The organism is Ralstonia sp. 1B3 (assembly GCF_036631435.1).
In genome coordinates, this window is sequence record NZ_JAPNUG010000009.1 from 1 (window position 1) to 19803 (window position 19803).

Sequence of the window (19803 nt, forward strand, 5' to 3'; positions counted from 1 at the left end):
GAACAGTTCCTGCGCGGTGGCCGTGTTCGGCAGCGCCACGCCCAGCGTCTTCGCACCTTGCAAGGCCAGGTTCAGATCCTTCTGGTGCAGCTCGATGCGGAAGCCCGGGTCGAACGTGCGCTTGACCATGCGTTCGCCGTGCACTTCGAGAATGCGCGAGGCCGCGAAGCCGCCCATCAGCGCCTGACGCACCTTCGCCGGGTCGGCACCGCCTTCGATGCGAACAGCAGCGCTTCCGACACCGCCTGGATGTTCAGCGCCACGATGATCTGGTTGGCCACCTTGGTGGTCTGGCCGTCGCCGTTGCCGCCCACCAGCGTGATGTTCTTGCCCATCAGCTGGAACAGCGGTGCCACGCGATCGAACGCAGCCTGCTCACCGCCCACCATGATCGTCAGCGATGCAGCCTTCGCGCCCACTTCGCCGCCCGACACCGGAGCATCCAGGTACTGCGCGCCGGTCTTGTTGATGCGGGCAGCAAAGTCCTTCGTCGCGATCGGCGAAATCGAGCTCATGTCGACGACGATCTTGCTGGCAGCGGCGTCCTTGCCGGCATCCTTCAGCGCCTTGGCGACGCCCTTCTCGCTGAACAGCACCGCTTCAACGTGCGGGGTGTCCGGCACCATGATGAAGATGATGTCGGCGCGCTTGGCGACTTCTTCCGCGCTCGTGCAGACCGTCACGCCGGCTTCCACCAGCGCGGCGGGTGCCGGGTTGACGTCGTGCACGAAGAGCGTGTGGCCGGCGGCGCGCAGGTGGCCTGCCATGGGGGCGCCCATGATGCCGAGGCCGATGAAACCGAGGTTGAGATTGTTTGCCATGGTGAGGGATCTCCTTGGTTTGAATGTTGGTTCGTTGGTTGTTGGATTGGGCCTTGGTGGTCCACTCCCTTTTCACCCCCTGCCGGGGGCGACTCACTTTCTTTGTCTTGCCAAAGAAAGTAAGCAAAAGGCGCGCCCGAGATGGCGACACCCTCCTTGAATTTGTGTAACCGGGCGGAGACGGGGAAAACTCGCTTCGCTCAGACAGTTCCCCGTCTTTGTTCCGCCCGCTTACACAAATTCAAGGCGCCATCTGGGGCAGGAACGTCAACGGCCGAACCGTTGGTGTGCGGGCCCTGGTGGCTCTTGTTTGTTGCTGTTGCTGCTCGCTTTGCTTCGCGTTGTGTTGCTGGTTCCTGCTGCAGTCGTGGTCGATGGTTTGGCCGTTGACTTTGTTGCCTAGATGGCGCCTTGAATTTCTGTTGCAGAGAGGAAAAAGAGTGCAGGCCTGTTTGAGCGAAGCGAGTTGCCTGCACTCCCTCTCTGCGACATAAATTCAAGGGGAGTCGCCATCTCGGGCGCGCCTTTCTTTTGCTTACTTTTCTTTGGCAAGACAAAGAAAAGTGAGTCAGCCCCGGCGGGGGATGAAACAAGGGATGCACCACCGAGGCAAAACCAAACAAAGAATCAAGCAACCCGGTGCGCGTCACGCCAGCCGAGACCCTCAACCGTCCCAGCCTTAGGCTTGTACTCACACCCAACCCACCCCGTGTACCCAATCTCATCCAGCCAACGGAACAAGAACTGGTAGTTGATCTCCCCAGTCCCCGGCTCATTACGCCCAGGGTTGTCCGCCAGCTGCACATGCTTGATCTTGTCCAGATGGCGCTTCAGCGTGCTAGCCACTTCGCCTTCCATCCGCTGCATGTGATAGATGTCGTACTGCACGTACAGGTTGGACGCATCCACGTCGTTGATCAGGTCCAGCGCCTGCTGCGTACGGTTCAGATAAAAGCCCGGAATATCGAACGTGTTGATCGGCTCGATCAGCAGATCAATCTTCTCGGCCTTCAGTGCCTTCGCCGCAAACTTCAGGTTCTCCACCAGCGTCTTGCGCGCAGCGTCTTCGCTCACGCCTTCGGGGCGAATGCCCACCAGGCAGTTGAGTTGTTTCACGCCGAGCACCTTGGCGTATTTGATGGCCTCGCCAACGCCGTCCTGAAACTCGCTCACGCGGTCCGGCAGGATGGCGATGCCGCGCTCGCCGCCGTCCCAGTTGCCGGCCGGCAGGTTGTGCAAAACGAGGTCGAGCTGGAAGCGGTTCAGGCGATCGGCAATCTGGTCGGCATGAAACGCGTAGGGGAACAGGAACTCGACCCCGCGAAAGCCCGCACGTGCAGCGGCTTCGAAGCGGTCAAGGAAGGCCTGCTCGTTGAAGAGCATGGTCAGGTTGGCTGCCAGCTTGGTCATGGTTTCTCCTTGTATCGGACGGTGAGGGAATGGCGCGCCGTCTTTATGCGGCGACGCCTTCGGCTTCCGTGAGGGTGTCTTCCAGGTCGAGCACCTCTTCAAACTCGACCACGTTGTCGATCTCCGTGCCCATCGCGATGTTGGTCACGCGCTCGAGAATCACTTCCACCATCACCGGCACCGAGAACTCGGCCATCAGCAGGCGGGCCTGCGCGAAGGCGGGTTCGATGTCTTCCGGCTTGAACACGCGAATCGCCTTGCAACCCAGGCCTTCCACCACCTTCACGTGGTCGACGCCGTAGCCGTTCAGCTCGGGCGCGTTGACGTTGTCGAAGGCGAGCTGGACGCAGTAGTCCATCTCGAAGTTGCGCTGCGCCTGGCGGATCAGGCCCAGGTACGAGTTGTTCACCACCACGTGGATGTACGGCACCTTGAACTGCGCGGCCACCGCCATCTCTTCGATCATGAACTGGAAGTCGTAGTCACCCGAGATGGCCACCACGTCGCTGTTGGGCGAGGCCACCTTCACGCCGATGGCGGCGGGAATCGTCCAGCCCAGCGGGCCTGCCTGGCCGCAGTTGATCCAGTGGCGCGGCTGGTTGACCGACAGGAACTGCGCAGCAGCGATCTGCGACAGACCAATGGTCGACACATAGCGAACGTCGCGCGGGAAGTACTGGTTCATCTCGCGGTACACGCGCTGCGGCTTGATGGGCACGTTGTCGAAGTCGGAGCGACGCAGCATCGTGCGCTTGCGCTTCTGCACGTCGGCGTTCCAGCTCTTGCGGCACGGCAGCTTGCCGGCGGCCTTCAGCTCGCGGGCGACTTCAATGAACTTCTCCAGCGCCGCCTTGGCGTCCGAGACGATGCCCAGGTCCGGACCGAACACGCGGCCGATCTGGGTCGGTTCGATATCGACGTGCACGAACTTGCGGCCCTTGGTGTAGACGTCGACGCTGCCGGTGTGGCGGTTGGCCCAGCGGTTGCCGATGCCGAACACGAAGTCCGACGCCAGCAGCGTGGCATTGCCGTAGCGGTGCGACGTTTGCAGGCCGACCATGCCGGCGTTGAGCGGGTGGTCATCAGCCAGCACGCCCCAGCCCATCAGGGTCGGGACGACGGGCACATTCACCAGCTCGGCAAACTCGACCATCAGCTTGGCCGCATCGGCGTTGATCACGCCGCCGCCGCACACCAGCAGCGGGCGCTCGGCCTGGCACAGCATCTCGATGGCGCGCTCGGCCTGCGCACGCGTTGCCGCGGGCTTGTAGACCGGCAGCGGGCTGTACGTTTCGGGGTCGAATTCGATCTCGGCGACTTGCACGTCGAACGGCAGGTCGATCAGCACCGGGCCGGGGCGGCCCGAGCGCATGAGGTGGAACGCCTGCTGGAACACGCGCGGCACCAGCGCCGGCTCACGCACCGTGACGGCCCACTTCGTGACCGGCTTGGCGATCGATTCGATGTCGACGGCCTGGAAGTCTTCCTTGTACAGGCGTGCGCGCGGCGCCTGGCCGGTGATGCAGAGGATGGGAATCGAGTCTGCCCAGGCCGAGTACAGGCCGGTGATCATGTCGGTGCCGGCAGGGCCCGACGTGCCGATGCACACGCCGATGTTGCCCGGCTCGGCACGGGTGTAGCCCTCGGCCATATGCGAGGCGCCTTCAACGTGGCGCGCCAGCACGTGGTCGATGCTGCCAGCCTTGCGCAACGCCGAATACAACGGGTTGATGGCGGCACCGGGCACGCCGAAGGCCGTGGTGATGCCTTCTTTTTCCATCACCGCAACTGCGGCATCAATCGCTCTCATCTTCGGCATGGGTGTCTCCAGGAAGGGGAAGGTGGGAATACGTTGGAGCTGATCCTATTCCCGCATGCCGATATGGATAAACGCAGCTTTCGTCAGTTGATTGCTAACTCTGCATATCGAATTATTTTGCGTGCTGCAGCAATCCGGACGCGCTCAATGGCCAAGAGAACCGCATCCATAGGCCGTTCCCGGCGATTTTTGTGCGATGCAAAATTTCCACCGTCCGCGCGCGCATCGATCACATCGTGGGTCACCATTTTTGCCATTCGTCACAAGTGATATGCGCCAGAAAGCCGCAATCCGGGTACGGAATGCTCACTAAAATGGTCGGACATTGCGAACTGGAATGATGGAATGGACAAGCTCAAGCAGATCGAAGCGTTCATCGCCGTGGTGGAGCACGGCAGCATGGCCGCCGCCGCGCTCACGCAGGACGTGACGCCCGTCATGATCGGCCGCCGCATCAACGCGCTGGAAGCCCGCCTGGGCGTGAAGCTGCTGCACCGGTCGACCCGCCGCATTGCGGTGACGGAGCAGGGCGCGGTCTTCATGGAACAGTGCAAGAAGGCGCTGGGCGAGCTGGACCGAGCGGAGCTGCTCGTTGCCGAAGGCCGCCACAAGGCGACCGGGCACCTGATCGTCTCGGCGCCCGCAGCCTTCGGCCGCAAGCACGTCGCGCCGCATGCGCCGGACTTCCTGCGTGCCAACCCCGACGTGCGTATCTCCTTCAACCTGACCGACCGCGTGGTCGACCTCGTGCGCGAAGGCTACGACGTGGGCATTCGCATTGGCGGCGCGATCGATCCGAACTTCGTGGCGATTCGCCTGGCGTCGAACAAGCGCGTGGTGTGCGGCACGCCTGCGTACTTTGCCAAGCACGGCGTGCCGCGCACGCTCGACGACCTCGCGCGCCACAACTGCCTCGCCTTCAACCTGCAGGGCGGGCAGCAGCGCGGCTGGTATTTCCAGCAGAACGGCAAGGCCGTCACCGTGAAGGTGAACGGCAACCTCGACTGCAACGACGGTGAACTGCTGCACCGCTGGATGGGCGAAGGCCTCGGCCTCGGCTGGCGCTCAACGTGGGAGATCCAGCCTGAGCTGGAATCCGGCGCGCTGATGACGGTGCTGGACGACTACGCGCTGCCTGACTACGACATCCTTGCCGTGTACCCGCAGCAGCGGCCGGTGCCGGCGAAGATCCGGTTCTTTATCGAGCACCTGAAGACGGTGTTTGCGCAGCCCGGGTATTGGTCGCGCACGCGTTGAGCGTGCGGAAATGGATGACGGTTCCTAAACTGGTCATCAGACGCATCGCGGGTGGCATGCGCAATGCCGGAGACGGAAGATGCTACGCAGAACTGCAGTTGTCGGCGCGCTCATGCTCAGCACCTGCGCCCTGGCGTGCGATCTGACCGGGCTTGAGCACCCGCTGGTGTTTTCGCCCGGCGAGTCTGCGCTGCCGACCACCGAAATCCTGAAACTGGCCGAATGGGATTCGCAGCTCAAAGACGATTTTCGCAGCGGCGGCAAATACCGGGTGCGCTTGCAGGAGGCGTCCGAGCCTGCCCCTGACCCAGAGCTGGCCGTGCTGCGCCTCAGAAGCCTGCAGGCCGTGCTGGACGCCGTCGGCATCGAGGGCGACAAAGTCGAGGCGTCCGAAGCCGATACGCATCTACGTGCCGCAGAACGCGAGGGTGTCGCCCCAAAAATGCCGACAGCCGCCTACGTCGTTTTCCAACCGGACTGCCAGAACCCGTGTTGCCCGGGCACTGCGCCGGCCGCTCCGCTCGCTCCCACGCGATAAGCGCTAGGTAATCGCCACACGCCCCTGCGTCAGGTCCCGTAGCGTGTTCCGCGCAGCCGCCTCGTCCGTCACCGGCAACCGCACCGTCAGCGTCACGCCCGCGTCGTAAGCAGCATCGACGAGCGTGTAGCCGCCATCGTCGATCCAGCGGCGGATGCGCGCCTCATCGGCGTAATCGGTGGAGAGGGTGAGCGTGGTGCTGGCGATGCGCTCCACGCGTTCGGCCTGCATGAGCGCGGTGGCGATGGCGTCCGTGTAGGCGCGCACGAGGCCGCCCGCGCCGAGCTTGACGCCGCCGAAGTAACGCACCACGGCGCCCAGCGTGCCGTCCAAGTCGTGATGGCGCAGCACCTCCAGAATGGGGCGGCCCGCCGTGCCGGAAGGCTCCCCGTCGTCGGACATGCCGGACTGGCCGCCCGCCAGAAGCGCCCAGCAGACGTGCGTGGCAGCGGGGTGCTCGGCGCGCAGGCGTGCAATGACGTCCATGGCGGCCGCCCGGTCTTCTACCGGCACGGCCAATCCGATAAAGCGGCTTTTCTTGATTTCCAGCTCGGCCGAAACCGGCGCGCGCAGCGCGCGTCGGCACGCGCGGGTCAGGCGAGGAGGGCGGCTACGAGATCCGTCGCCCGGCCGCCTGGCGATTCGAACTTGAGCGACGCCTCGGTGTGCGCCATGTGCTCTTCCATCAGGGCGATGGCGCCGTCCACGTCGCCGCGCTTGGCGGCATCCAGCAGGGCCGTGTGCTCCTCCGACGAGCGCACGGCGTCGTAGGTCGACTGGTACATCATCGTGATGACCGAACTGCGCGCGGAAAGCTCGTACAGCATCTCCTTGAGCACGCTGTTGCCGACCACGTCCGCCATCAGAAGGTGGAAGTCGGCCATCAGGCGATTGCGACGCGGCACGTCCGACAGGTCGCCGCTGGCTGCCACCTTGTGCTCTTCGGCCAGGTGCTTCTCCAGCCGCTTGTAATCGGCGGGCGTCGCTTTGGCGATGAACTCGCGCACCAGCGCAACCTCCAGCACGCGGCGCACTGCAAAGACTTCGCGCGCCTCGGTCTCATCCGGTTTGGCGACGAACGCACCGCGATCCGGCTCCATGCGGATCAGCTTGTCCTTGGCCAGCATCAGCAGCGCCGCGCGAATCTTGGTACGGCTGACGTGGTAGACCCGCGCCAGCGCCTCTTCGCGCAGCTTGGTGCCCGGCGGCAGCCGATGCGCGACGATCGCCTGGGCGATGTCATCGGCAATGCCTTCGGAGGAGATGTCGGCGGCGGTGGTTTCAGTCATGGCGCCGATTTTACCGCCGTCCGACAGCAGCGCCGCTTCAGGCATGCGGCAGCGTGTGGGCGGCCTGTGCAGCCACGCCGTGGCCATGCGGAATCGCTTCGCCTTCTTCGGTGATGTCGATCTTGCCGTCGAGCACTGCATTGGCACGCACGCGGTCGATGTCTTTCTCCCACGCGGCGATGACCACCGTGGCGACGCAGTTGCCGATCAGGTTGCCCAGCGCACGGGCAATGCCGATGAACCAGTCGACGGAGAGCACCAGCACCAGGCCGATCGCCGGAATGGCCGGAATGACCGACAGCGTGGCCGCCAGAATCACGATGGCCGAACCCGGAATGCCGTGCGCCCCCTTGGAGGTGACGAGCGCCACGCCCAGGATCAGCAGCAGATCCTGCAGCGCCAGCGGCGTGTTGGTTGCCTGTGCGATAAACACGGCGGCCAGCGTCAGGTAGATCGAAAACGCATCGAGGTTGAACGAGTAGCCCGTCGGGATGACGAGGCCGACCACGGAGCGCTTGATGCCCATCTTCTCCAGCTTGTTCATGATGGACGGCAGCACCGCGTCGGACGATGCCGTGCCCAGCACCACCAGCAGTTCGGCGCGCAGGAAGCGGATCAGCTTGAAGATGTTGAAGCCCGCCACGCGCAGGATGGTCCCGAGCACCACAAACACGAACAGCGCCACGGCTGCATAGAACAGCAGCACCAGGAAGCCAAGCTGCTTGAGCGAGCCCGCGCCGTACTTGCCGACGGTGAACGCCACCGCGCCCAGTACGCCCAGCGGTGCCAGGCGGATGATCACGGCCATCATGCGGAACAGCACATGCGAGAGCTGATCGATCAGGTTGACCAGCGGCTTGGTCCGCTCACCCAGCAGCGACAGCGAGCAACCGAACAGGATCGACACCAGCAGCACCTGCAGGATGTCGCCCTTCACAAAGCCGCTGACGAACGTATCGGGAATCAGCTTGAGGAAGAACGCTGCCACGCCGGTCGATTCCACCTGCTTGGCGGTGGTCATGTACGACGCCATGGCCGCCGGATCGAGCGATTTCGGATCCACATTCATGCCGTGGCCCGGCCCGAACACATAGGCCAGCGCAATGCCCAGCGCGAGGGCGATCGTCGTGACGATCTCGAAGTAGATGACGGCCTTGCCGCCCACGCGCCCGACTTTCTTCAGCTCGCCGGCGCCGCAGATCCCGACCACCACCACCGAGAAGACGATCGGCGCGATCAGCATCTTGATCAGCTTCAGGAAACCATCACCGAGCGGCTGCAGCTTCTGCGCAAATTCGGGCGCCCAGATGCCCAGCGCGATGCCGACCGCCAGGGCGATCAAAACCTGCCCGAACAACGGGCGCGTAAAGCGTTGCATGGTGAATCCTCCTTTGGATTACTGGTGTCTCAAGCCCCGCTCAATCGTCTGATTTGGTGTGCTGCGATTGTCGTCAGGGCTTTGTTTCGCTCACTGCAGTGCAACAAATTGTCGCGGTGAATTGTTGAGCGTTGACGGCATCATAGGCGATCCAATTTTTGTATGCAATTTTTGAATTCACATGCTAGGATCGGTTCATGCAGTCCCGCGAAGCCTTGTGGTTCCGCCATCTACGCTGCACTTCCGGCGTTCCCATCGCCACAGTTTCGAGTGTTCTTACTCGCTGTTTTTGTTCGATGGGCCGGCCGTATAACATCCAGAGACAAATACCAAGGAGTTCCACATGGCGATGCCTACGCTCGATCCGAACGCGCCGGATTTCACGCGCCGATATCCGAACCTGGCGGATCCTCGCCTTGGCGCAGAGGCCACGTTCGCGACCGACGAATTCTTTGCGCCCAAAGACCGCATGCTCAACCCGGAGCCGGCGGTGTTCATTCCCGGCAAGTACGACGACCACGGCAAGTGGATGGATGGCTGGGAAACGCGCCGTCGCCGCAACGGCGGCTATGACCACTGCATCGTCCGCCTGGCCCGCCCGGGCGTGGTGAAGGGTGTCGATATCGACACCAGCCACTTCACCGGCAACTTCCCGCCGGCCGCTTCCATTGAGGCCGCCTATCTGCCGGATGGCGAGCCGACCGATGCCACGCAGTGGACTGAAATCGTTCCGTCGACCACGCTGCAAGGCAACAGCCACGCCTACGTGGCCGTGACGAGCCCGCAAGCCTTCACGCACCTGCGCCTGAACATCTTCCCGGACGGCGGCATCGCGCGTTTGCGCGTGTACGGCCAGCCGCAAGTCGACTGGAAGGGCGCAGACCGCACCAAGCTGTTCGACCTGGCGGCCATGGAAAACGGCGCCTATGTGGTCGAAGCCAACAACGAACACTTCGGGCCGGCCTCGCGCATGCTGATGCCGGGCCGTGGCGTGAACATGGGCGACGGCTGGGAAACGCGCCGCCGCCGCGAGCCAGGCAACGACTGGTGCGTGATCGCCCTGGCCAACCCGGGCCGCATCCGCAAGATCGAAGTCGATACGGCGCACTTCAAGGGCAACTTTGCTGACCGCGTTTCCATCCAGGCCGCGCGCGTGGTGGGCGGCACCGACAGCTCGCTGAAGACGCAAGCGATGTTCTGGCAAACGCTGCTGCCCGAGCAGAAGCTGCAGATGGATCTGCAGCACTACTACGAAGCGGAAATCGCCGACCTGGGCATCGTCACGCACGTGCGCTTCAACATGTTCCCGGACGGCGGCGTGTCGCGTCTGCGCCTGTGGGGGTGCTCGAATGAGCCAAGAGACCGCCGCACGCATTGCGCTGACCATCGAACCGCTCACGCGCGAAGCCTTCGCGCCGTTCGGCGACGTGATCGAGCTGGAAGGGGCCAAGCAATTCCCCATCAACCAGGGCACGACCATCCGCTTTCATGACCTCGCCAATGTCGATGTGGGCGAGGGCGGCCGCCCGCTGATCAGCCTGTTCCGTGGCCAGCCGCGTACGCTGCCGTTCGAGGTGAAGATGCTGGAGCGCCACCCGCGTGGCAGCCAGGCCTTCATCCCGCAGAACGACAAGCCGTATCTGGTGGTCGTGGCGCCGGCCGGCGAGCTGGATCCGTCGAAGTTGCGCGCGTTCGTCTCGCGCGGCTGGCAAGGCGTGAACTACGCGCGCGGCGTGTGGCATCACCCGCTGCTGGCCCTGGGCGAGGTCAGCGATTTCATCGTCGTCGACCGCGGTGGCGAAGGCCACAACTGCGACGAGCAAGACCTGGCCGAATCGGTGTGGTTGACCGCCGAGGCCATGCAGGCTGCGCTGTAAGCATCGCGTCCCCGGTGCCGATCCTGAGCCCCCGCACAACGGGGCTCAGTCACTTTCAATCTCCGTCCCACCACCGTCAGCGAGACATCGACATGACCCAGGCCCAACTTGCCAACCCCGGCATCGATGCGGACATCCGCGCATTCGTCGAAGCCGCGCATGCGCAGCAGATTGATTTCTTGCGCGAGCTGGTGACAGTGCCGTCGGACAACCCGTCCGGCGATTGCGCCCCGCATGCTTCGCGCGCCAAGGCGCTGCTGGAGGCGCTGGGCCTGACGGTGGAGGCGCATGCCGTGCCCCAGGCGCAGGTGCGTGCCGCTGGCATGGTCAGCGCCACCAACCTGATCGTGCGGCACACCTTCGGGAGCGGCGGCCCCACGGTCGCCATGAACGCGCACGGCGATGTCGTGCCGCCTGGCCTTGGCTGGACGCACGATCCATACGGCGGCGAGATCGTCGAGACCGAACACGGCCCGACCATGTTCGGCCGCGGCGTGGCGGTGTCCAAGTCGGACTTCGCCACCTACACGTGGGCGCTGCTTGCGCTGATCGAAGCGGAAAAGCGCGGTGCCAAACTCAACGGCACGGTCGAACTGCACTTCACATACGACGAGGAAACCGGCGGCGACATCGGCCCCAGGTGGCTGCTGGATCAAGGTTTGAGCAAGCCCGATTACGCCATCTCCGCCGGCTTTGCGTACGGCATCACCTCGGCGCACAACGGTTGCCTGCACGTGCAGGTGACGGTGCGCGGCAAGCAGGCACACGCGGCCATGCCGCATACGGGCATCGACGCCATCGAGGCGGCCACGCATATCCTGCAGGCCGTGTATGCCTATCGCGCAGAACTCGCCACGCGCAAATCCGCCGTGCCGGGCATCGACCACGCAACGCTCAACGTCGGGTTGATCCAGGGCGGCATCAATACCAACGTGGTGCCCGATCTGGTGACGTTCCGCGTGGACCGCCGGATGATTCCTGAAGAAGCCGGGCGCGATGCAGAAGGCGAACTGCGCGCGGTGATCGAGCGTGCTGCGGCGGAACGGCCCGGGATCGAGGTTTCGGTCGAACGCATTTTGCTGGCGGAGCCGCTTGCCGAACTGCCGGGCGTGGACGCGCTGATTGGCGCGTTGCGACGGAATGCGTTGGCGGTGTTTGGGGGCGATGTGCCGGTGCATGGCGTGCCGCTGTATACCGATGCGCGGCATTACACGGCGCATGGCGTGCCGACAGTTCTGTATGGCGCGGGCCCGCGGACGTTGATGGAGGCGCGTGGGCACAACACGGATGAGAACCTGCGGTTGAATGATTTGCGGGGCGCGACTGTGGTGGTGGGGTGTGCTGTGGGGGAGTTGTTGGGCGGGTGATTTGGGGGTGTTTTGGTTTTTGCCTTGGTGGTCCACCTCCCTTTCGTTCCCTGCCGGGACCGACTCACTTTTCTTTGTCTTGCCAAAGAAAAGTAAGCAAAAGAAAGGCGCGCCCGAGATGGCGACTTCCCCTTGAATTTGTGTGACCGTGCGGGGAAGGAGGCAAACTCGCTGCGCTCAGACAGCCTCCTTCCTTGATCCGCCCGCTCACAAAAATTCAAGGCGCCATCAAGGGCTCAACGTCAAAAGAAAAAGGCCAACCCGTCGCGAGGTTGGCCTTTGTCGTTTCGGCTTGCGCCCAGAGTGTTTGGCTTTGTCCGTTGACTTTCTCTGCCCTAGATGGCGCCTTCAATTTTTGTAAGCGGGCGGAAAAAAGGCGGGGAACTGTCTGAGCGAAGCGAGTTTTCCCCGCCTCCGCCCGGTTATGAAAATTGAAGGAGTCTTTCGCCATCTCGGGCGCGCATTTCTTTGCTTACTTTCTTTGGGCAAGACCAAAGAAAGTGAGTCAGCCCCGGCAGGGGATGAAACAAGGGATGCACCACAAAAAACAAAAAGCACGAATCCCCCCACAGCCAACAACGAACCCCCCACCCAACCCCCACCCCTTAAGATTGCAACACACCCCATCAAGCCAACACAAAAGCCCAAAAACCATGCAGATCTACCACAACCCCCGCTGCTCCAAATCCCGCACGGCCCTCGAACAAGCCCAATCCTTCGTCGCAAAAAACGGCGAACAACTTGAGGTCATCGAATACCTGACCACGCCACCCACGCTGGCCGACCTCAAACAGCTCGCAGCGCAACTCGACACCCCGCTGCGCAGCCTGATCCGCGAAAACGAAGACGAATACGCGCAGCTCAATCTGGCCGATGCATCCGACGACGCGCTGCTCAAGGCCATCGCGGCCCACCCGAAGCTGCTGCAGCGCCCGGTGCTCGTGCGCAACGGCCGCGCCGTCATCGGCCGCACGCCTGAAGCGCTTGAGGCGTTCCTGAAGTAATTCACCGCGCCCCACAAAGTTGAACGGCCTGCCGATTTCCATCGGACAGGCCGTTCAGGGTGGCCGTATCTCGCTCTGCGCGAGGGCCGGGGCTGCGTCCGTCAAGACGCGCAAGGGCACCGGTTTATTCCAGGCCCATCCATCGGGCCATTTCTGACCCGAAACCAACTGCCAGCAGGGCGGCAAGCACCACTGCCAGCGCCGCCGCGGTCGAGACCATGGCGACCTTCATGACGTCTGCGTCGTGGTGCGCGTTGCTGTGCGTGTGATGCAACTGATGCAGGTGCTGCGCACGCATGCTCAACGGAACCGCCTTCGCAGATGATTTGCGATGCCAATGCAAGCGCTCCGTCATCGCTCGCAAGTGTTGCGTGTCAAACGCGTCACGGGAAAATCGCATCGCGGTACCTCCCGTTGTTGGCTGATAGCCGACGCCGGCACGCACCGGCGTCGGGGGCACGTGCGGCCCGAAAACGATACGGCAAGCAAATGGCGTATGCGAGTGGCTTTGCTTGTCGGCGCCGGGTGGCGCAGTCGTCTGGTCGCTCGCACAAGCCCAGCGTAGACGGGGGTTTGCGAGCCCGCAAGTTGCGTTGCGGCATGGTGCGCGCATCACGCGGGCAAAAGGCAAACCGCGTGCGGGTCTTCACCGAATGCGCGCGAAATGCGTGACGCGTCCGGCGCTCAATCCTGAGCAGATTGCTGGGACACTTGTGCGGCGGCGCGCTCGGCTTCGCGCTTGCGCAACTCGGCGAGCATGTTGCAGAAGAGGGCGCCTTGCTCTTTCGCGTCATCCAGCGCGATATGCGTATGCGGCAGCGGGTCGTGCCAGTGCTCGGGAAAAGCCGCTTTGACGTTGCGCCGATACGGCATGCCAGTCAGCGCAAAGGCCAGCGTCTTGATGTCGAGCGCCGCCCAGCCAAACGGCGAGCGCCCGGCAAAACGCATCATGTACCAGAACATGAACGTGAAATCGAAGCCCGCCGGAAACGCCACGAACACCGGCTTGCCGGGCAGCCTCTCAACCCATTCCACGTAGCGCGGCAGGGCCACCTCGGGCGCCTCCAGATTGGCGCGGCATGCGGCCCACGCCTCGGGCTGCGTCTTCCACCATTGCATCTGGACCGGATGGCCCTCGGCGCCGGGCAGCGTCTCCAGGTTCGCTTCAAAGGTGCCGACGAGCGTCTTGTCGGCCAGGTACGCCGCGCTCGCAAAGCTCAACATCGAGTGCGGTCCGGGGATGGGGCCGTCGGCCTCGATGTCGGTGCTGACGTAGATTTCGGGCCGCGTGTCGGGCGGCTGGTTGCCGCGCTTGCGGCGCGGTTTGTCAGCGGGTGCGACAGGTGCGGCTGGCGCGGTGTCGGCGAAGGTGTCGTCGCTGTCGTTGGTGTTTGCGCTCATGCCGAGCCTTCGTTGGCAAACAGACGATCAGCGACGTACGGGTTGCTGGCCCGCTCATCGCCAAAGGTCGAGACCGGTCCATGGCCCGGCACAAACGTGACGTCGTCGCCCAGCGGCCAGAGCTTCGTGCGGATTGCGTTGATCAGGTCTGCATGGTTGCCGCGCGGGAAATCCGTGCGGCCGATCGACCCCGCAAACAACACATCGCCCACGATGGCGACGCGGTCTTCCGGGCTGAAGAACACCACGTGGCCGGGCGTGTGGCCCGGGCAGTGGAATACCTGCAACGTGCGGCCGGCGGCTTCGACGGTGTCGCCGTCTTCCAGCCAGCGGTCGGGCACGAAGGCCTTGGAAGGCGGAAATCCAAAGCGTTGGCTCTGCATCGGCAACTGGTCGATCCAGAACGCCTCGTCCTTCTGCGGCCCTTCGATGGGCACGCCAAGCTGCGTGCGCAGCGCATCGGCGGCGGCGCAGTGGTCGACGTGGCCATGCGTGAGCAGGATCTTTTCGATGCGGGCGCCGTGCTGCTCGGCGGCAGCGAGGATGCGCTCGATATCGCCGCCCGGGTCGGTGACGGCGGCCGTGCCATCGTCGCCAATCAGCAGCGTGCAGTTCTGTTCAAACGGCGTAACGGGGACGACAACGACTTTCATGTGATCTTGTGTGCACATTTGCACATAGCAGGGATAACCCGATTGTATCGGCCCGAGCCCGCGCCAGCACTGGGCTCGCGGGGTGTGCTGTTACATCGGAAAGAAAATATTACAAAATTGGCGCGAGATGACAGCATGATGTGATCGTTTTAATAGGAAATGTAAATAAACGATCGAAGCATGCATGTTAGACTCGCGGCCATGCTTAAGTTGACCCACCTCAATTCCAGCCGTTCGGCCGGCCGCACGCTGCGTGCCTGGCTCACGCATGGCACCACGCTGCTGGTGCTGGCGGGCTGTGCCGCCGTTCCCGGCGAGCCGCCCGCGGGTGGACAATCCGGCCTCCAGGCCAGCAAGCCCGCCGCGCCCGCGGTGAAGGTGGCGGACCCGCGCGACAACCCCGATGCCTGGGGCACGCTGTCGTTCCGTGGCACCCAGGATTCGAGCAGCCTGAAGCTGGACGAGAACACCGATACGAGCCCCGGCCTGCGCGCCGACCTCGGCACGTTTGAGCAGCGCGGCCTGGCCTCGTGGTACGGCCGCGGCTTCCACGGCCGCCGCACCGCCAGCGGCGAGCGCTTCGATATGAATGCCTTCACGGTGGCGCATCCGTCGCTGCCGCTGCAAAGCTGGGTGCTGGTGCGCAACCTGTCCAACGACCGCGTGGTCGTGGCCAAGGTGACGGATCGCGGCCCGTACCACGGCAAGCGCATCCTCGACATGTCGTACGCCGCTGCCAAGCGCCTCGACTTCGTCAAGCGTGGTTCGACGCAGGTGGAAATCCGCCGACTGTCGCGCGCTGAAGTTGAAGCGCTGCGCCCTGAGCTGACGCAAACCGATGTCGCCAGCAACGATGGCGATGCCGATGTGGGCGGTGATGAACCAGCACCGGCCAAGAAGAAAGCCACCCAGCGCCGCGCCAAACGCCGCTGATCCGCTGATCCGGCCGCTTCCTGCTTCAGTCCTTCCCTTCGTTTTTCAACGCCAGCGCGCTCTGATACAGCGTGTCGACCGAAGCGCCCGTAATGGCGCCGGCCAGCTTGGCTGCACGCTTGGCAGGCAACTCGGCCAACAGCAGACGCAACACCTGGTCTGCCGCCATGGCGGTCGGCGCCGCGTCCTGCGCGCCCGCGCCTTCCACCACCAGCACGAATTCGCCCTTGCCGTGCGAGGCGTCGGCGGCAAGCCATGCCGGTGCGTCCGCAGCGGGCAGCACGACGATCTGCTCGAACAGCTTGGTCAACTCCCGGCCAATGAGGATGCGTCGCGCGCTCAGGTGTTCCGCCAACGCGGCAAGCGTGGCCTCGATGCGATGCGGCGCCTCGTACAGAACCCACGCCGGGCCGTGCGCGGCCCATTGGCGGATGGCCGCGTCGCGTTGCCCCGCCTTGGGCGGCAGGAAGCCGACAAAGGTGAACAGCCCCCAGACGTGTCGAGCAATTCCCCGGCGGCCGAAAGCGCCGTCACCACCGCGCTTGCGCCCGGCAGCGGGATCACGCGCTGGCCCGCCGCACGCACCGCCTCGACAATCCGCGAACCCGGGTCCGACACGCCGGGCGTGCCCGCATCAGACACATACGCGATGCGCTCGCCCTGCGCCAGCCGCGCGACGATGCGCGCAGCGGCCTCGCGCTCGTTGTGCTCGTGCGCCGCGAGCATCGGCCGCGACAGCCCCAGCCGATTGAGCAATTGCCCGGTGTTGCGCGTGTCTTCGCAGGCCACTGCGTCGACAAGGCCGAGCACGTAGCGCGCCCGCAGCGACACGTCGGCCGCGTTCCCGATGGGGGTGGCCACCACATATAATGCGCCGGCGGGATAGTGCTGGTCGTGCGCCAGCAGGGTCCAGTCAGGATCACTCACGAGAACTTCTCTCAGTCACTTGGTTCAAACCACACATGCATGCGCCGCAGCCCATCACAGCCGCCACCGGTGAAGCCGGTGAAGACCGCGCGCTGCGCTACTTGCAGGCGCGCGGGTTGGCCGTGGTCAGCCGCAATTATCGCTGCAAGGGCGGTGAAATCGATCTGGTGATGCGCGATGCGGCCGGCGCGCTGGTGTTCGTTGAAGTGCGTGCCCGCGTGGCGCGTTCCACGCAGCGCTTCGGCGGAGCGGCCGCGAGTGTCACGCCCGCCAAGCAACGCCGCCTGATTGCCGCGGCTGAAGATTTTCTCGCGCGGCAGGTTGAAGATGTGCCGGCCTGCCGCTTTGACGTCATTGCCATCGACGGTGCGCGTATCGAATGGATGCGCGATGCCTTCGGCGTTGATGCGTAAATCCGCATCAGCCTCGCTCTTCTTTCTTCTGCACTTCATTCAAGGACAGCATGAAACCCTCGTCGCCTACGTTTGCCCGTTTCCGTCGCACGGTCACGCGCACCGCCGTGCTGGCCGCCCTGGCCGGCGTTACCGCAACGCAGTTGACCGCCTGCTTCCCGCTGTTTGCGGGCGCCGTGGCCGGCGGCGTGGCACTCGCCACCGACCGTCGCCCGACCGCCACCCAGACCATCGACCGCGGCCTGCAGATGGAAGCCGAGAACACGCTGATCTCGCGCTACGACGGCCGCGCCCACGTCAACGTGACGGTCTACAACCGCAAGGTCCTGCTGACCGGCGAAGCCGGCACCGAGCAGACCAAGCAGGAGATCGGCCAATACGCGCAGAAGCTGCAGAACGCGCGCGAGGTCGTCAACGAGATCGTCGTGACGCCGGTGTCGAGCACGTTCGGCTCGCGCACCAATGACACGTACATCACCACCAAGGTGAAGAGCGTGCTGGCCGGCACGGAAGGCGTGCCCTGGAACTCCATCAAGGTGACGACCGAAGCGCAGACCGTCTTCCTGATGGGCGTGGTGACCGAGGCCGAAGGCAACAAGGCCACCGAAGCCGTGCGCACCGTGAGCGGCGTCAACAAGGTCGTGAAGGTGTTCGACTACGTGACCGAAGACGAGCGCAAGCGCCTGGACGCCAATGCCACGTCGACCAACCCGTCGACCGCGCCTGATGCGGCGCAAGGCACGCCGGCACCGGTGCAAGGCACACCGACGGCCACGCAGGCACCGGCACCCGTCACTTCGGCCTCGCCGGGCGTGACCGTCTCGCCGACCAACTCGCCCGCGCTGCCGCCGGGCAAACAACTGCCGTAAGCCGTCTCGACGACATCGCAACGCAAGAAACGCAGCCACCGCGCTGCGTTTTTTGTTGGCTGCACGCATCACAAGGCACATGGCTGGCGGTGCGTGTTAGCGTATGACGCTTCCGCGACTTCGCTGCCCCCCGATGCCCGTCGTCCACCGCCTTGCCGCCGCAGCGTTGCTTGCGGCGCTGCTGACGGCCCCCGCGCCCACTGTGGCCCATGCGGCCGATCTTCCCCCCACCAATCTGCAGGCCCGCACCTGGGCTGCCACGTGCGCCAGCTGCCATCACGCCGATACCGCGCCCGGCGCCAAGCTCGCCGCGCAGACGCTGCCGCCGCTGGCCGGCCGCTCGCAGGCCGAGTTGATGGACGCAATGCAGGCCTTCCGCAGCGGCGCGCGCCCTCCACGGTGATGGGCCAGATTGCCCGCGGTTATGACGATGCGCAGATCGCCGCCATTGCCGGCTGGCTGTCACGCCAACCGCAGGAGGCGCCATGAGCGATTGGTCGCGCAAGGATCGGCGCGCACTTTTGCGCGCGCTCGGGGCAACCGCGCTGGCCGGGCCGCTGGCCGCGTGTGCATCGCTGTCGGGCGTGCGCAATGCGCGCGTGGTGGTGGTGGGCGGCGGCTATGGCGGCGCAACGGCAGCCAAGTACGTGCGCGTGTTTTCCGGCGGCCGTGTCGATGTGACGCTGATTGAGCCGAACGCCGCGTTCGTCTCGTGCCCGCTGTCGAACCTCGTGCTGTCGGGCGACCGCGACATGGCGTCGATCACCGTGCCATACGACGCGCTGGTCGAGCGCCACGGCGTGCGCCGGGTGCGCGACCGCGCCTCGGCCATCGATGCCGGCGCCAAACAGGTGCGGCTGGCCGGCGGCGGCACGCTTGATTACGACCGGCTGATCCTCTCGCCGGGCATCGACTTCGTGCCGGGGGCGATTCCCGGTCTCGCCAATGCGGCCACCGCCGCGCAAGCGCCGCACGCCTGGAAAGCCGGCACGCAAACGCTGGCGCTGCGCCATCGGCTCGAAGCCATGCCCAACGGCGGCACGGTGGCGATCAGCATTCCGCTCGCGCCATACCGCTGCCCGCCCGCGCCGTACGAGCGTGCGTGCCTGATCGCCAACTGGCTGCAGCGCGCCAAGCCGGATTCCCGCGTGCTCATTCTCGATGCCAACGACGACGTCACATCCAAGGGCGCGCTATTCAAGCGCGTCTGGGCCGAGCGCTATCCGCAGCACATTGAATATCGCCCGCAATACAACGCCGTCGACATCGATGCCAGGGGCCGCGTGCTCAAGTTCGATGTGCAGGACGACGTGCAGGCCGATGTCGTCAACCTGATCCCGCCGCAGCGCGCCGGAGCGATTGCCGTGCAGGCCGGGCTGGCGACGGCCAACGGGCGCTGGTGCGAAGTGGATTTCCTGTCGTTTGAATCGAAGGTGGCGGCGGGCGTGCATGTGATTGGCGATGCCATCCAGACCGCGCCGCTGATGCCCAAGTCGGGCCACATGGCCAACCAGCACGGCAAGGTGGCCGCCGCCGCCGTGGTGGCGATGCTCGCCGGCCACGCGCCTGATGCGTCCCCGCTGTATACGAACACCTGCTACAGCTTTGCCACGCCCGACGAGGCCATGCACGTGGCAACCGTCCACCGCTACGACGCGGCCGAGCACACCATGGTGACGGTGCCCGGCGCCGGTGGGCTGTCCGATGCACCTTCGGCCGCCGAGGGCAAGCTGGCGCAAGGCTGGAGCCGCGCCATCTGGTCGGACATGCTGGGCTGAGCAAGGCAAGGCCGAGGCGCCCGGCACAAACAATGCGCAAGATTGTGCAAGTCGCCTAAGCGGCCGGCG

18 protein-coding genes and 4 pseudogenes are annotated in these 19803 nt (G+C 64.6%); 11 read left to right on the forward strand and 11 right to left on the reverse strand.

Features of this window, described 5'->3' with window-relative positions; genetic code table 11:
• From OWR21_RS02235 to OWR21_RS02250, 4 genes and pseudogenes are all read right to left on the reverse strand, one after another.
• Positions 1 to 821 (reverse strand): annotated as a pseudogene (locus OWR21_RS02235) (2-hydroxy-3-oxopropionate reductase); the annotation flags it as partial.
• 627 nt (positions 822 to 1448) lie between these two features.
• Positions 1449 to 2231 (reverse strand): hydroxypyruvate isomerase, encoded by a 783-nt coding sequence (gene hyi / locus OWR21_RS02240; protein WP_096744164.1) that lies wholly within the window; start codon positions 2229 to 2231, stop codon positions 1449 to 1451.
• A 43-nt stretch (positions 2232 to 2274) separates the two neighbouring features.
• Complete coding sequence (gene gcl, locus OWR21_RS02245; protein WP_332394507.1) at positions 2275 to 4050, reverse strand: glyoxylate carboligase; 1776 nt, start codon at positions 4048 to 4050, stop codon at positions 2275 to 2277.
• 83 nt (positions 4051 to 4133) lie between these two features.
• Positions 4134 to 4307, reverse strand: coding sequence for a hypothetical protein (locus OWR21_RS02250; RefSeq protein ID WP_332394508.1), 174 nt, complete (start codon positions 4305 to 4307; stop codon positions 4134 to 4136).
• A gap of 88 nt (positions 4308 to 4395) precedes the next feature.
• Between OWR21_RS02250 and OWR21_RS02255 the strand changes: the two genes are divergently transcribed.
• Together OWR21_RS02255 and OWR21_RS02260 are read left to right on the forward strand one after the other, a co-directional pair.
• Positions 4396 to 5307 carry a LysR family transcriptional regulator gene (locus OWR21_RS02255; RefSeq protein ID WP_316877481.1) on the forward strand — a complete coding sequence of 304 codons (912 nt, stop codon included), beginning with the start codon at positions 4396 to 4398 and terminating at the stop codon, positions 5305 to 5307.
• A 112-nt stretch (positions 5308 to 5419) separates the two neighbouring features.
• Positions 5420 to 5845 carry a hypothetical protein gene (locus OWR21_RS02260; protein WP_332394509.1) on the forward strand — a complete coding sequence of 142 codons (426 nt, stop codon included), beginning with the start codon at positions 5420 to 5422 and terminating at the stop codon, positions 5843 to 5845.
• A 3-nt stretch (positions 5846 to 5848) separates the two neighbouring features.
• Here the strand turns inward: OWR21_RS02260 and OWR21_RS02265 are convergent, their stop codons facing one another.
• From OWR21_RS02265 to OWR21_RS02275, 3 genes are read right to left on the reverse strand one after another with little or no spacing between them, the layout of a single operon-like run.
• Positions 5849 to 6418, reverse strand: a complete 570-nt coding sequence (locus OWR21_RS02265; protein WP_332394536.1) for an IMPACT family protein — start codon at positions 6416 to 6418, stop codon at positions 5849 to 5851.
• A 20-nt stretch (positions 6419 to 6438) separates the two neighbouring features.
• Positions 6439 to 7179 (reverse strand): GntR family transcriptional regulator, encoded by a 741-nt coding sequence (locus tag OWR21_RS02270; protein ID WP_442968591.1) that lies wholly within the window; start codon positions 7177 to 7179, stop codon positions 6439 to 6441.
• Positions 7172 to 8512, reverse strand: a complete 1341-nt coding sequence (locus OWR21_RS02275; protein WP_316877486.1) for a C4-dicarboxylate transporter DctA — start codon at positions 8510 to 8512, stop codon at positions 7172 to 7174. Before OWR21_RS02275 ends, OWR21_RS02270 begins: the two co-directional genes overlap by 8 nt.
• Positions 8513 to 8855: 343 nt before the next feature.
• Between OWR21_RS02275 and alc the strand changes: the two are divergent.
• From alc to arsC, 4 genes and pseudogenes are all read left to right on the forward strand, one after another.
• Positions 8856 to 9854, forward strand: a pseudogene (gene alc, locus OWR21_RS02280) (allantoicase); the annotation flags it as partial.
• Positions 9855 to 9861: 7 nt separating this feature from the next.
• On the forward strand, positions 9862 to 10389 hold the full coding sequence (locus OWR21_RS02285) for an ureidoglycolate lyase (RefSeq protein WP_316877490.1): 528 nt from the start codon (positions 9862 to 9864) through the stop codon (positions 10387 to 10389).
• Positions 10390 to 10481: 92 nt separating this feature from the next.
• Positions 10482 to 11756, forward strand: coding sequence for a M20/M25/M40 family metallo-hydrolase (locus OWR21_RS02290; protein ID WP_332394510.1), 1275 nt, complete (start codon positions 10482 to 10484; stop codon positions 11754 to 11756).
• 653 nt (positions 11757 to 12409) lie between these two features.
• A complete protein-coding gene (gene arsC / locus OWR21_RS02295; protein ID WP_147219323.1) occupies positions 12410 to 12760 on the forward strand; it encodes an arsenate reductase (glutaredoxin) in 351 nt (116 codons plus the stop codon).
• A gap of 124 nt (positions 12761 to 12884) precedes the next feature.
• On the opposite strand, the gene OWR21_RS02300 is transcribed toward arsC, so the two are convergent.
• The 3 genes from OWR21_RS02300 to OWR21_RS02310 form a co-directional block, all read right to left on the reverse strand.
• Positions 12885 to 13160: a hypothetical protein gene (locus OWR21_RS02300; RefSeq protein WP_147219321.1), complete on the reverse strand. Its 276-nt coding sequence runs from the start codon at positions 13158 to 13160 to the stop codon at positions 12885 to 12887.
• Positions 13161 to 13444: 284 nt separating this feature from the next.
• Positions 13445 to 14161, reverse strand: a complete 717-nt coding sequence (locus OWR21_RS02305) for an exonuclease (RefSeq protein ID WP_316891746.1) — start codon at positions 14159 to 14161, stop codon at positions 13445 to 13447.
• Positions 14158 to 14814, reverse strand: a complete 657-nt coding sequence (locus OWR21_RS02310; protein ID WP_316891745.1) for an MBL fold metallo-hydrolase — start codon at positions 14812 to 14814, stop codon at positions 14158 to 14160. The genes OWR21_RS02305 and OWR21_RS02310 overlap by 4 nt, the downstream gene beginning before the upstream one ends.
• Before the next feature lie 201 nt (positions 14815 to 15015).
• Between OWR21_RS02310 and OWR21_RS02315 the strand changes: the two genes are divergently transcribed.
• Positions 15016 to 15747 carry a septal ring lytic transglycosylase RlpA family protein gene (locus OWR21_RS02315; RefSeq protein ID WP_332394511.1) on the forward strand — a complete coding sequence of 244 codons (732 nt, stop codon included), beginning with the start codon at positions 15016 to 15018 and terminating at the stop codon, positions 15745 to 15747.
• Positions 15748 to 15772: 25 nt separating this feature from the next.
• Here OWR21_RS02315 and rsmI read toward each other — a convergent pair.
• Positions 15773 to 16674, reverse strand: a pseudogene (gene rsmI / locus OWR21_RS02320) (16S rRNA (cytidine(1402)-2'-O)-methyltransferase).
• Between the two features lie 35 nt (positions 16675 to 16709).
• On the opposite strand from rsmI, the gene OWR21_RS02325 reads away from it, so the two are divergent.
• From OWR21_RS02325 to OWR21_RS02340, 4 genes and pseudogenes are all read left to right on the forward strand, one after another.
• Positions 16710 to 17087, forward strand: a complete 378-nt coding sequence (locus OWR21_RS02325; protein WP_004628719.1) for a YraN family protein — start codon at positions 16710 to 16712, stop codon at positions 17085 to 17087.
• Positions 17088 to 17137: 50 nt separating this feature from the next.
• Positions 17138 to 17956, forward strand: a complete 819-nt coding sequence (locus OWR21_RS02330; RefSeq protein ID WP_316891741.1) for a BON domain-containing protein — start codon at positions 17138 to 17140, stop codon at positions 17954 to 17956.
• A gap of 133 nt (positions 17957 to 18089) precedes the next feature.
• Positions 18090 to 18445 (forward strand): annotated as a pseudogene (locus tag OWR21_RS02335) (c-type cytochrome).
• Positions 18442 to 19734 (forward strand): NAD(P)/FAD-dependent oxidoreductase, encoded by a 1293-nt coding sequence (locus OWR21_RS02340; RefSeq protein WP_332394512.1) that lies wholly within the window; start codon positions 18442 to 18444, stop codon positions 19732 to 19734. Before OWR21_RS02335 ends, OWR21_RS02340 begins: the two are co-directional and overlap by 4 nt.
• Positions 19735 to 19803 lie beyond the last annotated feature (69 nt).

Bases quoted from the DNA above. Each gene is read 5' to 3' on its own strand.
- OWR21_RS02285 (WP_316877490.1), top strand. From the start codon at position 9,862: ATGAGCCAAGAGACCGCCGCACGCATTGCGCTGACCATCGAACCGCTC.
- OWR21_RS02340 (WP_332394512.1), top strand. From the start codon at position 18,442: ATGAGCGATTGGTCGCGCAAGGATCGGCGCGCACTTTTGCGCGCGCTC.
- OWR21_RS02275 (WP_316877486.1), bottom strand. From the start codon at position 8,512: ATGCAACGCTTTACGCGCCCGTTGTTCGGGCAGGTTTTGATCGCCCTG.
- OWR21_RS02290 (WP_332394510.1), top strand. From the start codon at position 10,482: ATGACCCAGGCCCAACTTGCCAACCCCGGCATCGATGCGGACATCCGC.
- OWR21_RS02305 (WP_316891746.1), bottom strand. From the start codon at position 14,161: ATGAGCGCAAACACCAACGACAGCGACGACACCTTCGCCGACACCGCG.
- OWR21_RS02315 (WP_332394511.1), top strand. From the start codon at position 15,016: ATGCTTAAGTTGACCCACCTCAATTCCAGCCGTTCGGCCGGCCGCACG.
- OWR21_RS02310 (WP_316891745.1), bottom strand. From the start codon at position 14,814: ATGAAAGTCGTTGTCGTCCCCGTTACGCCGTTTGAACAGAACTGCACG.
- hyi (WP_096744164.1), bottom strand. From the start codon at position 2,231: ATGACCAAGCTGGCAGCCAACCTGACCATGCTCTTCAACGAGCAGGCC.
- OWR21_RS02325 (WP_004628719.1), top strand. From the start codon at position 16,710: ATGCATGCGCCGCAGCCCATCACAGCCGCCACCGGTGAAGCCGGTGAA.
- OWR21_RS02300 (WP_147219321.1), bottom strand. From the start codon at position 13,160: ATGCGATTTTCCCGTGACGCGTTTGACACGCAACACTTGCGAGCGATG.
- arsC (WP_147219323.1), top strand. From the start codon at position 12,410: ATGCAGATCTACCACAACCCCCGCTGCTCCAAATCCCGCACGGCCCTC.
- gcl (WP_332394507.1), bottom strand. From the start codon at position 4,050: ATGCCGAAGATGAGAGCGATTGATGCCGCAGTTGCGGTGATGGAAAAA.
- OWR21_RS02330 (WP_316891741.1), top strand. From the start codon at position 17,138: ATGAAACCCTCGTCGCCTACGTTTGCCCGTTTCCGTCGCACGGTCACG.
- OWR21_RS02255 (WP_316877481.1), top strand. From the start codon at position 4,396: ATGGACAAGCTCAAGCAGATCGAAGCGTTCATCGCCGTGGTGGAGCAC.
- OWR21_RS02250 (WP_332394508.1), bottom strand. From the start codon at position 4,307: ATGGCAAAAATGGTGACCCACGATGTGATCGATGCGCGCGCGGACGGT.
- OWR21_RS02270 (WP_442968591.1), bottom strand. From the start codon at position 7,179: ATGCCTGAAGCGGCGCTGCTGTCGGACGGCGGTAAAATCGGCGCCATG.
- OWR21_RS02260 (WP_332394509.1), top strand. From the start codon at position 5,420: ATGCTCAGCACCTGCGCCCTGGCGTGCGATCTGACCGGGCTTGAGCAC.